General features: G+C 70.9%; 13 protein-coding genes. 4 read left to right on the top strand and 9 right to left on the bottom strand.

What is annotated here, in order from left to right; all coding sequences use genetic code 11:
- Positions 1 to 20 precede the first annotated feature (20 nt).
- The 8 genes from LV75_RS18790 to eccD form a co-directional block, all read right to left on the bottom strand.
- Complete coding sequence (locus LV75_RS18790) at positions 21 to 326, bottom strand: hypothetical protein (RefSeq protein WP_253888243.1); 306 nt, start codon at positions 324 to 326, stop codon at positions 21 to 23.
- A complete protein-coding gene (locus LV75_RS18785) occupies positions 323 to 721 on the bottom strand; it encodes a YbaB/EbfC family nucleoid-associated protein (protein WP_253888242.1) in 399 nt (132 codons plus the stop codon). Before LV75_RS18785 ends, LV75_RS18790 begins: the two co-directional genes overlap by 4 nt.
- Before the next feature lie 225 nt (positions 722 to 946).
- Entirely contained in the window at positions 947 to 3,256 is a 2,310-nt protein-coding gene (locus LV75_RS18780; protein ID WP_253888544.1) for a hypothetical protein, read from the bottom strand.
- Between the two features lie 42 nt (positions 3,257 to 3,298).
- Positions 3,299 to 3,673: a type III PLP-dependent enzyme domain-containing protein gene (locus LV75_RS18775; RefSeq protein ID WP_253888241.1), complete on the bottom strand. Its 375-nt coding sequence runs from the start codon at positions 3,671 to 3,673 to the stop codon at positions 3,299 to 3,301.
- A gap of 118 nt (positions 3,674 to 3,791) precedes the next feature.
- Positions 3,792 to 4,082 carry a hypothetical protein gene (locus tag LV75_RS18770; RefSeq protein ID WP_253888240.1) on the bottom strand — a complete coding sequence of 97 codons (291 nt, stop codon included), beginning with the start codon at positions 4,080 to 4,082 and terminating at the stop codon, positions 3,792 to 3,794.
- 63 nt (positions 4,083 to 4,145) lie between these two features.
- Entirely contained in the window at positions 4,146 to 4,442 is a 297-nt protein-coding gene (locus LV75_RS18765; protein WP_253888239.1) for a hypothetical protein, read from the bottom strand.
- A gap of 18 nt (positions 4,443 to 4,460) precedes the next feature.
- Positions 4,461 to 5,795, bottom strand: coding sequence for a type VII secretion protein EccB (eccB, locus tag LV75_RS18760; protein WP_253888238.1), 1,335 nt, complete (start codon positions 5,793 to 5,795; stop codon positions 4,461 to 4,463).
- Between the two features lie 82 nt (positions 5,796 to 5,877).
- Entirely contained in the window at positions 5,878 to 7,260 is a 1,383-nt protein-coding gene (gene eccD / locus LV75_RS18755; RefSeq protein ID WP_253888237.1) for a type VII secretion integral membrane protein EccD, read from the bottom strand.
- Positions 7,261 to 7,426: 166 nt separating this feature from the next.
- Between eccD and eccCa the strand changes: the two genes are divergently transcribed.
- The 4 genes from eccCa (at position 7,427) to LV75_RS18735 (ending at position 13,531) form a co-directional block, all read left to right on the top strand.
- Positions 7,427 to 11,374, top strand: coding sequence for a type VII secretion protein EccCa (eccCa, locus tag LV75_RS18750; protein WP_253888236.1), 3,948 nt, complete (start codon positions 7,427 to 7,429; stop codon positions 11,372 to 11,374).
- Positions 11,371 to 12,516, top strand: coding sequence for a S8 family serine peptidase (locus LV75_RS18745; RefSeq protein ID WP_253888235.1), 1,146 nt, complete (start codon positions 11,371 to 11,373; stop codon positions 12,514 to 12,516). Before eccCa ends, LV75_RS18745 begins: the two co-directional genes overlap by 4 nt.
- A 10-nt stretch (positions 12,517 to 12,526) precedes the next feature.
- Positions 12,527 to 12,892 carry a nuclear transport factor 2 family protein gene (locus LV75_RS18740; RefSeq protein WP_253888234.1) on the top strand — a complete coding sequence of 122 codons (366 nt, stop codon included), beginning with the start codon at positions 12,527 to 12,529 and terminating at the stop codon, positions 12,890 to 12,892.
- A 150-nt stretch (positions 12,893 to 13,042) separates the two neighbouring features.
- Positions 13,043 to 13,531 carry a sigma-70 family RNA polymerase sigma factor gene (locus tag LV75_RS18735; protein ID WP_253888233.1) on the top strand — a complete coding sequence of 163 codons (489 nt, stop codon included), beginning with the start codon at positions 13,043 to 13,045 and terminating at the stop codon, positions 13,529 to 13,531.
- Between the two features lie 25 nt (positions 13,532 to 13,556).
- On the opposite strand, the gene LV75_RS18730 is transcribed toward LV75_RS18735, so the two are convergent.
- Positions 13,557 to 14,225 (bottom strand): hypothetical protein, encoded by a 669-nt coding sequence (locus LV75_RS18730; RefSeq protein WP_253888232.1) that lies wholly within the window; start codon positions 14,223 to 14,225, stop codon positions 13,557 to 13,559.
- Between the last annotated feature and the right edge of the window lie 75 nt (positions 14,226 to 14,300).

Raw genomic sequence — 14,300 nt, 5'->3', positions numbered from 1 at the left:
GGGCGGCTCGGAGCCCGCGATCAGGGCCGGACAGCGCCGTCGGCGTCGTCGGAGGCCTCGCTGAACACACCGGCGGTCTTGACCGTGCGGCTGCCGGTCTCGCCGATGGTGCGCTGCATGAGGCGCAGGAACTTCAGCCCCTGCTCCTCACCTGGCCGGTAGCCGCTGTCGAACTTCTCGCCGATCTCGCCGGTCCCGCCCGCGCCCCGGTTCTCCTCGGCGGCGACGAACAGCTCGTTGCAGATGTTGACCGCGAGGTCCACGGTCGCCTGGATGTTGACCCCGCCCTGGCGCAGGCCCTCGGGGTCGACCGACAGCCTGCTCATCGCCACTCCTTGACGGCTTTGTCGAACATGGCGCCGATCTCGGCGTTGAGCGCGGCGGGGTCGGACAGGTCGAACATCGACGGGGCGACCTCGCCGGGCATGAGACCCGCGAAGACCGCGGCGGAGGACTTGGCGGACTGCTCCTGGGCCTTGGCGATGGTGTCGACCAGGCGGCTGGCGAGTTCCTTGGGGGCCAGGTCGCGCCAGCGGCGGCCGGTGAACTTGAGCTCGATGAGCTTGCCCTGGCCGTCGACGGTCGCCTCGACCATGCGGTCCTCGGTGGCGACCGTGGTGGTGGCGTTGGCGACGGTGTCGACGGCGGTGGCGATGCGCTCCTGCTGCTGGCGGAGTTCGGCCAGGGCGGTGGCCAGTTCGTTGTGCAGTGGGGTGGACATCTCGCGGCTCCTCTCGGGGGTGGAGGGGGCGGTGTGGGCCGCACAGTTGTCACACGGCCAGACAGGGTGGGTGGGTTCACCAAGAAAGCAGCGCGGGTGGGTTCACCTAGAGAACTGGGCGGGGTGGGTTCACCGGAACAGCGCGGCGGGGTGGCGTTTCGCGGAGTGGCAGGGCCACCGCCCGGAGCCCGTTGGGGGGATGGGCTCCGGGCGGTGGGGCCGGGGTCAGCCGGAGGTGGTGGCTGAGGTGCCGGTGGTGTCCTGGGTCTCCGCGGGGCGGGTGGTCGGGGTCTTCGTAACCGGAGTCTTCGTGGTCGGGGTCTTCGTAGTCGTGCGGTGGTGCACGTGCGTGGCGACCAAGGGCTCGTCCATCTCGGGGTCGCCCGCGTTCGGGCGGCCGATCACGCCGTCGCCCACCGAGGTGTCGGTGCCCCAGACCTTCTCGTCCTCGGAGAGCCAGGTAGTGCGTTCGCGCTCCTTCTCCTCGCTGCCCCGGTTGCCCATGCCCCCCATGCCGCCCATCATCGGCGGGAAGAAAGGCATCCCACCGCGTTGGTCGTGGTCGCCGGAGCCGGGGATCCCCTGCTGGTTGTTGCCGTCGGCGCCGTTGCCGGTCCAGTCCGACCACCCGTCACCGGAGGGTGTGCCGAAGGGCGAGTCGCCACCCAAGCCAGCGCCGCCACCGGCACCGAAGGCGCCGTCCGCGCCCAGACCGCCGCCCGCGCCGAACGACCCGTCCGCGCCCACTCCGGCGCCGCCGCCCGCGGATCCCCAGGCGTCCAGGCCCGAGCCGCCGAGCCCGCCCGCACCGAGTCCGCCGCCGCCCAGGCCATCGAGGCCACCGAGACCACCGCCGCCCAGTCCGGGCACGGGGCCGGTTCCGGGGAGGGAACCGGGGCCGAAGTTCACGCCGCCGTTGGGGCTGCCGCCGGTGGTGCCGCCGGGGAGGTTGGGCAGTATCGGGGGGCGGGTGGTGGGTTGACCGGGAGACCAGCCGTCGTCGTCGATCGTGCCGTCGGCGGGGGTGTCCAGGTCCGGCAGGGTGGGGAGGTTCGTTCCGCCGTTGGGGGTCTCGATGTCTCGACCGCCGGGGCGCAGACTCGGGGGGAGCACCGGCGGGACGAATCCGCCATTGGCGCCGCCGGGGAGGTTGCCACCGTTGAGGCCGCCGTTGGCGGGGTCGCCCAGGCCGCCGATGCCGTTAGGTTGGCCGTTGGGGCCAAGAGCCTCGTTGAGACCACCGTTAGGACCGCCAGGCAAGTTCAAGCCGCCGTTGGGACCGCCGGGCAGGTTCGTCCCGCCGTTGGGGCCGCCAGGCAGGTTGAGACCGCCGTTGGGGCCGCCGGTGGGCGGGGGAACGTTGGTGTTGCCGTTGGGCGGCGGCGGTACGTTCGTATTGCCGTTGGGCGGCGGCGGAACGTTGGTGTTGCCGTTCGGCGGAGGTGGCACGTTGGTGTTGCCGTTGGGCCCGTTGGGATTCGTGTTCGGGTCCGGCGGCGGGCTGCCGATGGTGGGCGGCTGGTTGGTCTTGAGGTCACCCAAGCCGCGCGCGGCCCGCTTATAGGCGGTGTCCAGGTTGGCAAGCGCGGTGCGGGCCGCGGTGTCGAGCTTGGTCATCGCGACCATCGCGACCTTGCTGATGCCGGTGTTGACGTTCAGCCAGGTGTTGGCGGTGGTGAGGTCACCAGTGACGGTGCCGAAGTCGGTGGGCATCGCGGGGGCGCCGCTGGTGCTGTAGCGGGCGAAGGCGTCCTTGATGAACTGCTCGGCCTTGGCCCGGTCCCCAGCCCCCCACTGGTCGAGCAGGTACGGGGGCGTACCGCCCTTGGTGGACACGTCGATGCCCGCGTTCTTGATGTACTGGTTGACGTTGCCGACGAAGGAGTTGGCGGTGTTCATGGGGGCGTTGAGCAGGAACGTGGCCTGCTCCTGCCACGCGTTGTACATGGCGGTGCCGAAGGTGGCCAACGCCGTCGAGGCGGCCTCCAGACCGGCCGGGGTCGCCGGCGTGCGGTCCAGGGAGATCTGGCTGTGCAGGTCGTTGAAGGTGAAGTTGAGCCTGCGCAGGTTCACCTGGATCGCGTAGGCGGCCTTGCCCTTGAACGCGCTGTCGTCGCTGTCGAGGCTGTCGGCCCACGTCTTGGTGCTGGTGCGCTGGGCGTCGAGGAAGGTCAGGTACTTGTTGACCACGGTGCGCGAGGCGTCGAGGTGGGGGCGGTTCATCAGCCCGGCGACGCCGGTCGACGCCCGGTACACCACGTCGTTGATGTTGTTCCACGCGGTGTTCCAGGCGTTGAACGCGGTCATGTTGAAGTCGGCGCCGAAGTAGTACTTGTCCCAGGCGCGGTAGGAGAAGGAGTTCGACGCCGATCCGGGTGGGGTGAAGGTGAACCAGGTGTTGGGCGATTCGCCAGTCCCACCGCCGTTGTCGAGGAGGGCGTGGAGGTCGCTGCCCAAACCGGTGACCGCGAACAGGATCTGCTCGAAGGTCGCGGCGGAGAAGTCCCCGGTCGCGGGGATCGTGGGGTCTGGCATCGCTGTCGCTCCTAGGTCGCTGCCTGCTGGCTCGTCTGCCTGCTACTTGCCGGGGGTGCCGCTGAAGCCGCCGCCGACGTTGAAGTCGGGGAACTCGGCGATGAAGCGGGTGATGTCGTACTCGGCGAGGTCGTCGGTCTCCTTGAAGATCCCCTTGGCGGCCACGAGCGCGTTGCGGAACTTCACGATGGCCTGGCGGATCAGCTCGTTCTGCTGCTCGACCGAGCCGCCGAACTCCTTGCCCTTGCTGACCAGGTTGATCGCGGTCTGCCACTTCTGGGTGCCGGGCTGGACGGTGAAGTCGGAGTCCAGCGGCATGGTGTCGGAGTCGGTGGACAGCCGCAGCGCGTCCTCCATGTCGTCGAGGACGCGGATCAGCTGGTTGTAGCGCTCCTCGTCGAAGGTGATGTTCGCCATGATGGGTTCTCCCTGTGGGCGGCGGGGTGCGGGGGTGTGGGTGGCGCGAGGGGGCGGGGCAGGGGCGGGGCGCCACGCGTCCACTGTGGAGGCAGTGGAGCGCGGCGCCCCCGCGGGATCAGCCCAGCATGATGCCCTGGCCGCGGCTGTCGCCCTCGGAGAAGATCTCGTGCACGTTGATCGACGACAGCGACTGGGAGTTCAGCTTGGTCTCCATGTCGGTGTAGGTCAGCGTCCACTGCTGCTGGGCCTCCTGCCACAGCGGCGTGGCCTTGCCCTGGGTGGCGACCTCGATGTTCTTGAGCGAGGTGTTCAGGTTGGTGAGGATGTCGCCGAGCTGGCGGACGTACATGTAGAGCTGCTCGTTGAGCTCGAGGTAGCCGTCGTGGTCGATGTCGAAGGCGGTCATCGCACTGTCCTCTCAGGATTCTCTGGGGTCTCGCGGTAGCGCTATCTGGTCGAGCTAGGGCTATCAGGCGGAGTTGGAGGCCGAGTCCGCGTCGGTGTCGGCGGTGCGGTTGGTCTGCAGCAGCGCCTGCGCCTTGGCGTTGAGCGCCTCGAGCTGGTTCTTGACCAGGTTGAAGTCGCCGGTCCAGTCACCGATCGCGGCGGCGAGCTTGATGCCGGAGGTGGAGTTGTTGACCGAGGGCAGCATCCCCTGGATGCCCATGACGTTCTGGTTGAGGGTGCCCATGTTCTGCAGGCTGGTGTCGGTGGCCGTGATGATGCCCTGGAGGGTGGCGTCGTCGTAGCCGTAACGGTTGGCCATCTTCGTTCTCCTTCGGTGTCAGGCGAGCTTGTCGAGCACGGGCCCGGTGGGCAGCAGCGCGAGGAGGTCCGCGGGGACCTGCGCGGCGCTGTCCGCGGGTTGACCCAGCGCGGCGGCGGCGTCGCCGCTCGCGACGGGGAACTTGGTTCCTGCGTCGGTGACGAGGTACATGCCCGCCCCGGGTACGCCGGGGGCCGGGCGGGTGCGGACGAGGAGCCCGGCGCCGGGGGCGACCTGGACGCGGTCCGCGGTGCGGTTGTCACGGCCCGCTCCCTGGACGGCGGGGTCGGGCTCACCGTCGCGCCGCGGGGCGACGACCACTTCGGCCTTCTCCCCCGCCCACCGCACGCACGGTGTGCCGTTGCCCATCTCCATGGGCTCGGGCAGCTCTGCCGGGAGGGCGTTCTGCCAGTCGGGGGTGGGCAGCATTGTCGCGGCGGCCAACGCGGAGGCGGTGACCTGGCGCGGCGGCTCGGTCGAGGCGGGGTCGGCGACGAGCAGCGCGGCGACGGTCGCGCTCACCGGTAGCAGGCCACCGCGCTGGACCAGGTAGAACCGGTCACCGACAACGGCTTCCGGGACCTGGAGGAGCTGCCCGATGGTGGTGGTCTTACCGGCGATGACCTGTCCTTCTCCCCCGCGTTCGACCTTCGGCGAGCCGAGGTCGGGTCCTGCGGGGAGGGCGTTGAGCCAGGACTCGGTGACCGGCACGGCGGAGCCGGGGTCCAGACCGAGCGCGGTGGGCACCCAGGTCGCGGTGACCCGCATCCGGCGGTCGCGCCAGGCGAGGTGGGTGGCGCCGTTGGGGGCGCGGACCAGCAGCGCGCCGTCGGTGGCCGGGATCGACTGCCCGTCGGCGGTGACCGCCAGGGTGACCCCGGGGCCGTCCGGTGTGGACATGGCGCACACGGTCCAGGCGCGGGGCGGGCCACCGGCGCCGGGGAGGGTGTCGGGGGCGCCCATGATCCCGACGGGGCCGCCCTGCGGCACCCCGGCGAGGTCGGCGGTGGCGACGGTGGCGACCTTGGGGTTGGCACCGAGCAGCAGCCGGGCCGAGGCGTAGTTGAGGACGGGGCGCAACTTGCCCTCGTGCATGAGGTAGCGGCTGCCGGTGTCCTCGTCGACGATCAGGGCGCCCGGCTCGCGCCAGGTGTCCTTGCCGCCGGGGGAGAGCAGGCCGATCACGAGGACCACCACGACCACCAGGCCCGCGACCGCGGTGCCGCCGAAGAGGCCGACGACGGTGCGCCGCAGCGGCCGGTCCAGCGCGTCGGGGTCGACCCGCAGGACCGCGCTCACCAGCCTGCCGACGAGGAACGAGTGGGCCTGGACCTGGTCTCGCCTGCTGTACATGGGCCTGCCTCCCTTCTCTCTCGCTAAGAACTTGCTCGGCTACTCAGAACACGTGTGGTGCAAGGGAAAAGGTTCACGCCTCTTAGGACCAAGCACCCATGATCGCGGCGTACACACCCATGGCCGATAGAGCCAACGGGATGACGGCGAGAGCGGTGGCCCAGTGCAGCAGGTCGCCCCAACGGCCCCAGCGCGGCACGAGTTTGCGGTCGGGGATGAGGTGCGCCGCAGCAAGCACAAGACCGGCGACGATGATGAGCCCACCGACCACAACTGGACGGAACGGTTCTGACACCTCGGTTGTGCCTACCACGAGCAAGGCGAGCAAACCGGCGATCGCTGGGACCATCGCGGACAAGCGTTGGTATGTGGCGTTGAGTTCCCTGGCGTGCAAGAGCATCAGCAAGGCGGTGACAGCGGCGAGTGTCTTGGCGTCCCACTTGCTGTTGAAGGCAAGGACGACCATAGAGACACCGGCGACGAAGCCTAGAGCCAAGAAGAACGCGGTGAGGTAAGCGTTTGCGCGGTTGGCGCTGTCGAGGACTCGCGAGCTGGGTTGCGGGTCGAGGTCTTGCTGGAACTCGGCGGCACTTGTGGGTACCTGGTCGACGGCGAGACCTGCCAACCTCGCGGAAGCAAGTGGTGCGGCGCGAACCAGAGTGAGAGCGATGACCAGTGTCAACGACGCCGCGGCAGCTCCGCCGAGGCCCGTGGCTGTCGCGAATCCCCCGCCGATGGTGGCCAGCAGCGCCGCTAGCCCCACCGCGGTGAAGGGGGCGTCCGGCCCGCCTACCGCCACTCGGGCGATGATCGCGGCCACGGTGGCGGCAGCGGCACCTGCCAGCACACCGGGTCCGGTGAACAGGCTGCCCAGTGGATGGCTTCCGGTGGGGATCGCCAAACCCGCCAGGGTGGCGGAAACCGTCCCTATCCCGGCCAATGCCAACGCGGCGGGGCGATCGCCCAACGCGCGACTCGACGCCGCAGCAGCGGCCAGCAGGACTAGAGCGGTGGCACCCGCGAAGATGGCATTGGCGCCCGCAGCGAACACGGCGGTGGCGGCGGTAAGAGCCATCAACACGACCAAGATGCGCCTGGTGAGCGCGGGCCGCCATTTGTCCTCGCGAGAGGACAAGCCGGTGTGGATGCCGTCCACCAGGTCGTCGAAGTCGACCAGCGGGAGCAGTGCGTCACGGGGGCGCAGGTGCAGCAGGTCGCCGTCGTAGAGGCCGAGGGCGGCGGTGCCGTGGTCCTCGTCCAGCGGCGGTTCGCCGAGGCGCTGCAACACCCATCCCCCGTGCGCCAGGCCGGTGGTGGCCAGGGCGGGGTCGAGGTGGCCGAGGACCGTCGGCATCAGGTCGGCGAGCGGGACATGGGCTGGTACGGCGAGTTCGACGCGGGAGGCAGGCCCGCAAATGGTCAGCCTGCACATCTCGCCGGAACCCGCGGCTGCGGTGGTGGCCATGCCCAGGACACGGGCGCGGTGGCGCGGACGGTTCAGCCGGGTTCGGTGAACTTCGGGTGACGCGCGGGCAACCGGTGGTACCGCGCGAAGTCCGGTGAACTCACCGACCCCGACCGCCCGTGTAGGAGGTGACGGGCAGCAGCCGGGACGGTCAGGGAGTGGACGGATGAGCACCACGCTGTTTCGCAGGCAGGCACGGGAGAAGCCGCCGGAGATGCCGGGCGGGGAGTTGTCCCTGCAGGAGCCGCCGGTGCTGCCCGAGACCATCGGCGGCGGCATGGGCGGCATGCTCATGTACCTGCCCATGGTCATCGGCGGTGGCGGCGCCATGTTGTTCTTCATGGGGCCGCAGAACCCGCAGATGGCGTTGATGATGGCCGGGATGATGGGCCTGATGGGCGTCATGATGCTGTTCGGCCAGATGGGCCGCGGCGGCGCCGACCGGCGCCAGCGGCTGCGGGGCGAGCGGCGGGACTACCTGCGCTACCTGTCCGGTACGCGTGCGCAGGTCCGCGCGGTCGCCGACCAGCAGCGGACCGCGCTGGGCTGGCGGCACCCGGAGCCTGTCGCGCTGTGGTCGGTGGCGATGACCAGCAGGCTGTGGGAGCGCCGCGCCGCACACGCCGACTTCGCCGAGGTCCGCATCGGGGTGGGCCCGCAGCGGCTGGCGATGGCGATGAACCCGCTCAACACCAAGCCGGTCGCCGACCTGGAGCCGCTCTCGGCGCGGGCGCTGCGCCGGTTCATCAACGCCTATACGACGATCGCCGACCAGCCCACCGCGTTGTTCCTGCGCGGGTTCGCGCAGATCCGGTTCTCCGGCGACGAGGACACCATCCGCGCCTCGGTGCGCGCGATCCTCGCCCAGCTGGTCACCTTCCACTCCCCCGAGGACCTGCGGGTCGCGGTGTGCGCGGCGCCCGATCGGCTGGCTGACTGGGACTGGGTCAAGTGGCTGCCGCACGCGCAGCACCCGGTTGAGCAGGACGGCGCCGGGCAGGTACGCCTGCTCGCGGATGGCGTAGACGCACTGACCGAGCTGTTGGCAGCTGAGCTCGAGGAGCGGGCCCGGTTCGAGGCCGCGGCCACACCGAGTCGCGATGAGCCTTACGTCGTCGTCGTGCTTGACGGGGTTGATGTGCCTACCGAGTCCCGGCTGGCCGCGGCGGGCTACCGCAACACCGTGGTGTTGGACATCTCCGGCGCGCTAGAGGGCGCCGCAGGCCGTTCGCGGTTGCGGTTGGAGGTCACGCCAACCGACATGCACACGGTCCGGACCGACCGCACCGGTCAGCAGGTGCGGACGCGGTTGGGCCGCCCTGACCTGTTGAGCGTGCCGCGCGTCGGCGCGCTTGCCCGGGTGATCTCGCCCTACCGGATCAACTCCACCGGTGACGTCGCCGAGCCGATGGTCGCCGACTTCGACCTGCCGCGCCTGCTCGGTGTCGCCGACCTGGACGCCCTCGACCCGAAGTCGCTGTGGCGCACCGGGATGGGCAGTGAGCGGTTCCGCATCCCGCTGGGCATCGCGGAGGACGGGTCGTCGGTCGACCTGGACATCAAGGAGTCGGCGCAGGGCGGCATGGGTCCGCACGGGCTGCTGATCGGGGCGACCGGGTCCGGCAAGTCCGAGCTGCTGCGCACCCTGGTCCTGGGGCTGGCGATGACGCACTCCTCGGAGATCCTCAACTTCGTGCTGGTCGACTTCAAGGGCGGCGCGACGTTCCTGGGCCTGGACCGGCTGCCGCACACCTCGGCGGTGATCACCAACCTCGCCGACGAGGCGCCGCTGGTGACCCGCATGCAGGACTCGCTGCACGGTGAGATGGTGCGCCGCCAGGAGCTGCTGCGGGCGGCGGGCAACTACAGCTCGCTGCTGGACTACGAGCGCGCCAGGCAGGCGGGCGCGGCGCTGGACCCGCTGCCGACGCTGTTCCTCATCGTCGACGAGTTCAGCGAGCTGCTGGCCGCCAACCCGGACTTCGCGGAGCTGTTCGTCATGATCGGCCGCCTCGGCCGGTCGCTGGGGGTGCACCTGCTGCTGGCCTCGCAGCGCATCGACGACGGGCGCATGCACAAGCTGGAGAGCCACCTGTCGTACCGGATCGGTCTGCGCACGTTCTCGGCGATGGAGAGCCGGTCGGTCATTGGTGTGCCTGACGCGTACCAGCTGCCCAGCGCTCCCGGCAACGGTTACCTGCGCAGCGATGTGGCGACTCTTGTGCGATTCAAGGCCGCTTACGTCTCTGGCCGCTATCAGCGACGCACGAAGGAGCAGCGGCAAGAGGAGGTGCGTAGGCAGGTTGTGGCGTTCGGCGCGGGCAGGTTGCCCACGGCCATGGAGGTCGAACAGGTGACTGCCGCCCCGGTCGCCGATGAGCACATCGACACCGTCTTGGACGTGGCCGTCGACAAGCTGTTGGGGCAAGGACCTCCCGCGCACCAGGTGTGGCTGCCGCCGTTGGACTCCCCGCCGCCGCTGGACCAGCTCCTCCCCCCGTTGGTGCCGGACCCCGAGTTCGGTCTTACGCCTGCCGACTGGCCTGGGCGCGGTGGCCTGAAGATCCCGGTGGGTGTGGTCGACAAGCCGTTCGAGCAGGTTCGCGACCTGCACATGGTGGACCTGTCCGGCTCCGGCGGGCACGTGGGCATCGCGGGCGGTACCCAGTCCGGTAAGAGCACCTTGCTGCGGACGCTGATCACGGCACTGGCGATGACGCACACGCCGTCGGAGGTGCAGTTCTACTGCTTGGACTTCGGTGGCGGCACCTTGTCGGTACTGGAGGGCCTACCGCACGTCGGTGGTGTCTGCGGGCGCCTGCAGCCCGAGCGGGTGGGTCGCACCATCGCCGAGGTGAAGGGGGTGCTCGCCGAGCGGGAGAAGCTGTTCGCCGAGCACGGCATCGAGAGCATGGCCGCCTACCGGGAGCGCCGCGCGGCGGGCGAGTTCGCCGAGGACCCGTACGGCGATGTGTTCCTGGTGGTGGACGGCTGGGGGTCGCTGCGCGCGGACTTCGAGCAGCACGACCACACCATCCGGCAGATGACGGTGCGCGGCCTCGCCTACGGCGTGCACCTGATGATCACCGCGGGTCGCTGGTCCGATGTGCACAGCGGGCTGCGCGACCAGCTCGGCACCCGGCTGGAGCTGCGGCTGGGCGACGCGATCGACTCGGTCATCGACATGCGCAAGGCGGGTCAGGTGCCCCGGCTGCCCGGCCGCGGCCTGACCCAGGACAAGCTGCACTTCCTCGCCGCGGTCCCCCGCGCGGACGGTGCAGCCACCGCCGAGGGGCTGGCCGAGGCGACCCGCGAGCTGGCCCGCTCGGTCGCCGAGTGCTGGACGGGCCCGTCGGCGGCCCGGGTGCGGACGCTGCCCGCGGTGCTTCCCGCCGAGGAGCTGCCCGAGCCCGAAGGGCGGATGCGGGTCGCGCTGGGCTCGGGTGAGCTGGACCTCAAGCCGGTGTGGCACGACTTCTCGTCTCGCCCGCACCTGACAGTGCTGGGTGACACCGGTAGCGGTAAGACTGCGGTGCTGCGGCTCATCGCGCGGGCGATCCCGAAGGCCTATAGGCCCGAGGACGCGCGGATCGTGCTGCTGGACTCGCGGCGCGGGCTGCTGGACTCGGTCCCGGAGGAGTACCGGCACGGTGTGGCGGTGTCCTCCGGTCCGGCCGCGGAGCTGATCCGGCCGCTGGCCGCCGAGCTCAAGGCCAGGGTGCCCGGCGCGGACATCACGCCGAGCAGGCTGCGCGAGCGCGACTGGTGGAGCGGCCCGGAGTACTTCGTCATCGTCGACGACTACGACCTGCTCAACAGCGGGGTGGGTGGCCCGCTGGACTCGCTGGTGGAGCTGCTGCCGCAGGCCGGGGACATCGGCCTGCACGTAGTCCTGGCCCGCGCCGCGGCCGGGTCGGGCCGGATGTCGATGGACGCGGTGGTGCGCCGGTTGCAGGAGTCGAACACCCCGGACCTGGCGCTGTCGGTGCCGGGCAACGAGATGCCGCTGCTCAACGGCCAGCGCGGGCGGCAGATGCCGCCCGGGCGGGCGCTGCTGGTCACCCGCCGCGACGCCACGTCGCTGCAGATCGGGTGGACGGAGGAGCCGGCATGAGGACGAACGCGGTGGTCGCGGTGGTCACGGCGGTCGTCGCGGTCGCCCTGGTGCTGGCGGCACCGGTTCCCGCCCTGGCCCAGCAACCGGGGCAGTGCGCGCCGCCGGAGCTGACGGTGGCGCAACCGGAACCGTGGGCGCAGAAGCGGCTGGCGCCGCAGCGGGTGTGGCCGATGACCAAAGGCGCGGTGCGGATCGCGGTGGTCGACACCGGGGTCAGCGCGGAAGCGCCGACGCTGGCGGGTGCGGTCGCCGAGGGGGTTGACGTCGCCGGTGGTCCGGCGAACACCGACTGCGCCGGGCACGGCACGTTCCTGGCCGGGCTGATCGCGGCCCGGCCGCGGGAGAAGACGGCGTTCGTGGGGATCGCGCCCGAGGCGCAGATCGTGCCGGTCCGGGTGACCAACGACCCGGCGCGCGTCGAGCCCGGGTTGTTGGCGGCCGGGATCCGGGCCGGGGTGGACAGCGGGGCGCGGATCATCGCGATCGGGGTCATCAACACGGTCGACTCCCCCGAGCTGCAGGCGGCGGTGGAGTTGGCGCGGTCGCGGGACGTGGTGGTGGTCGCGCCCGCCGCGGCGCGGCAGGCCAAGCAGCGGGCGTACCCGGCGGTGATGGACGGGGTGGTCGCGGTCGCCCCGATCGGACTGGACGGTCCGGCCAAGAGCGTCCAGTTGGGGGCGCAGCCGACGGTGGCCGCGCCCGCCGAGCAGCTGGTCGGGATCGGCCCTTCGGGGCCGGGGCACCGGCTGGCGTCAGGTCCGGAGTTGGCGGTCGCGTTCGTCGCCGCCTCCGCCGCCCTGATCCGGGACCAGTACCCGGACCTGCCTTCGGCCGAGGTCGTGAAGAGGCTCATGGCGACGGCGGATAGGCCTGCCGGGCAGGTCCCGCACCCGGCGGTGGGGTACGGGATCGTCGACCCGGTCGCGGCGGTCACCACGCTCCTGAGCGGACAGACGACGAAACCGTCCGCTACGCGCGAACACCTGGCGTTGACGCTACCGCCCGCCGAGGACACCGGCCCCGCACGTGCGGCGATGTGGTTCGTGGCGGTCCTGGCGGGGGCCGGGGCGCTCGCGGGCGGATCGGCGGCGGTGATCACCCGGGCCCGTCGGCGGCGCTGGGAGCCCGCGGTGCGCTAGTAGTGGAGGTATGTCCCACCACGACAGCCTCCTCGCCGCGGAGCGGCGCCTGCAGACCGCCCAACTCACCTCGGATGTCGCCGCCCTGGCCGAACTCCTCGACGACGCGCTGCGGTTCACCGGTCCGGACGGAACGGTCTACACGAAGGCCGATGACCTCGCCGCGCACTCGGCGGGCGTGTACGCGCTGACCCGGGTGGACGAAGAGGACGTACAGGTGTTCGCCACCGAGCACACCGGGGTCACGTGGTTCCTCGGCACGCTAGAGGGGACGGTCGGCGGCGTGCCGCTGCTCGCCCGGATGCGTTACACGCGAACCTGGGTCCACGCCGAGACGGGGTGGCGGATCATCGCCGCGCACGCCTCGGCGTTGTAGGGGTAGGGATATCCCCACTGGGGTGGGGGTGGTTGGCCTCCCCAAAGAGGCGGGACATCCCCTCTGGTTGGGGGGATTGGCCCAGAGAGCGGCGGGGTAAGAAGCGGAAGCCTTGTGTCAGAGGGAGACAGCGACACAGGGAGAGCCAAGATGACCACTTTCGACACCATCGTCGCCACCCACCGCGCCGCACTGCTGAGCTACGCGCGCCGGGTCACCGGTTGCCCCTTCCGCGCCGAGGACGTCGTCCAGGAGACCTGGATCCGGGCTTGGCGCCACCAGGACAAACTCACCGAGGACCGCGGCTCCGTGCGGGCCTGGCTGATGCGCGTGGCGCACAACATCGCCATCGACCAGCACCGCGGCCGGGCCTCGCGGCCGTCGGAGGTGGAGCTGCCGGAGGTCGACATGACCAGCGCGCCCGCCCGCACCGACGAGGTCATCGACCGGGTCATGGTGGACGCGGCACTGGAGTCGCTGCCCGAGCCGCACCGGCGGACGGTGGTGGAGGTCTACTTCGCCGACCGCACGGCTGCGGGCGCCGCGGCGACTTTGCGGGTGCCGGTGGGCACCGTTAAGAGCCGCCTGCACTACGCGCTGCGCGCTCTCCGCGAGTCAGCACCCTCACTTGCGGCCTAGTGGCGCGACCCAAGACGTCGAGCCACTAGATGCTTGAGCTGGTTTTGGTGAGGATCTCCGCGGCGGCGGTAACAGCGGCCGTGATGGCGTCTAGATCTACCTGGTGGGGCGCTGGGGTGGCCTTGCTGCCGGAGAGGCGTTCGCGCAGGTGCTCCACGTGCTCAGCGCGGGCCTGGGCCGCCTCGGCTGCCGCGATCTCCTGATCGGCGATCGCCAAGGCCGCGATCACCTCGTCCATCCGGTCGGCGACCGCGCCGACACCCGCCTCGACCGCCCTCAGCTGCGCGGTGCGCTCCTCGACCTCGGTGCTCAACTCCGGGTAGGCGCGCGATTCGCGGAGCAGCGCGTGCAGGTCGGCGGTGTCCCACAGCGTCTGGAGCGCGGCCCAGGTGACCTCGTGCGCCGTCGTCAGGGTCGCCGGGGGCAACCACCCCGCGCCCGCGGTCCGGCTCGCGAACAGGGTGGCCAGGGAGATCACCAAGCGGTTGGCGAGGACGACCGACTCGGGGCTCAGCTCGGCGAAGCGGGTCGAGTCGAACACCACGATCCGCTCGCCGCGACGGCGGCGGGCTCGCCGGACCACCGCGACGAAGGCAACCGCGGGTAGCGGTACAAGCAGGGTCCAGGCACCCAGTCCGCCGATAGCCCCGCCGAACACCCCGGCGAGGGTGCCCATCCCGAGCGGTATACCCACCCGAGGCTCCCAAGAGCCGTTCGGCAGGTCCGGTGGCCACACCGCCCACCGCCCCGCCGCGCCGTTGATATGAAC

Origin of the sequence: Actinokineospora diospyrosa (assembly GCF_024171925.1) — a bacterium.
In the GTDB taxonomy this organism is placed as follows: domain Bacteria; phylum Actinomycetota; class Actinomycetes; order Mycobacteriales; family Pseudonocardiaceae; genus Actinokineospora; species Actinokineospora diospyrosa.
Note: the sequence above shows the minus strand (reverse complement) of the source record. Positions and strands in the feature narration are given on the sequence as shown.

Bases quoted from the DNA above. Each gene is read 5' to 3' on its own strand.
- LV75_RS18770 (WP_253888240.1), bottom strand. From the start codon at position 4,082: ATGACCGCCTTCGACATCGACCACGACGGCTACCTCGAGCTCAACGAG.
- LV75_RS18740 (WP_253888234.1), top strand. From the start codon at position 12,527: ATGTCCCACCACGACAGCCTCCTCGCCGCGGAGCGGCGCCTGCAGACC.
- LV75_RS18765 (WP_253888239.1), bottom strand. From the start codon at position 4,442: ATGGCCAACCGTTACGGCTACGACGACGCCACCCTCCAGGGCATCATC.
- eccD (WP_253888237.1), bottom strand. From the start codon at position 7,260: ATGGCCACCACCGCAGCCGCGGGTTCCGGCGAGATGTGCAGGCTGACC.
- eccCa (WP_253888236.1), top strand. From the start codon at position 7,427: ATGAGCACCACGCTGTTTCGCAGGCAGGCACGGGAGAAGCCGCCGGAG.
- LV75_RS18790 (WP_253888243.1), bottom strand. From the start codon at position 326: ATGAGCAGGCTGTCGGTCGACCCCGAGGGCCTGCGCCAGGGCGGGGTC.
- LV75_RS18745 (WP_253888235.1), top strand. From the start codon at position 11,371: ATGAGGACGAACGCGGTGGTCGCGGTGGTCACGGCGGTCGTCGCGGTC.
- LV75_RS18775 (WP_253888241.1), bottom strand. From the start codon at position 3,673: ATGGCGAACATCACCTTCGACGAGGAGCGCTACAACCAGCTGATCCGC.
- LV75_RS18735 (WP_253888233.1), top strand. From the start codon at position 13,043: ATGACCACTTTCGACACCATCGTCGCCACCCACCGCGCCGCACTGCTG.
- LV75_RS18780 (WP_253888544.1), bottom strand. From the start codon at position 3,256: ATGCCAGACCCCACGATCCCCGCGACCGGGGACTTCTCCGCCGCGACC.
- eccB (WP_253888238.1), bottom strand. From the start codon at position 5,795: ATGTACAGCAGGCGAGACCAGGTCCAGGCCCACTCGTTCCTCGTCGGC.
- LV75_RS18785 (WP_253888242.1), bottom strand. From the start codon at position 721: ATGTCCACCCCACTGCACAACGAACTGGCCACCGCCCTGGCCGAACTC.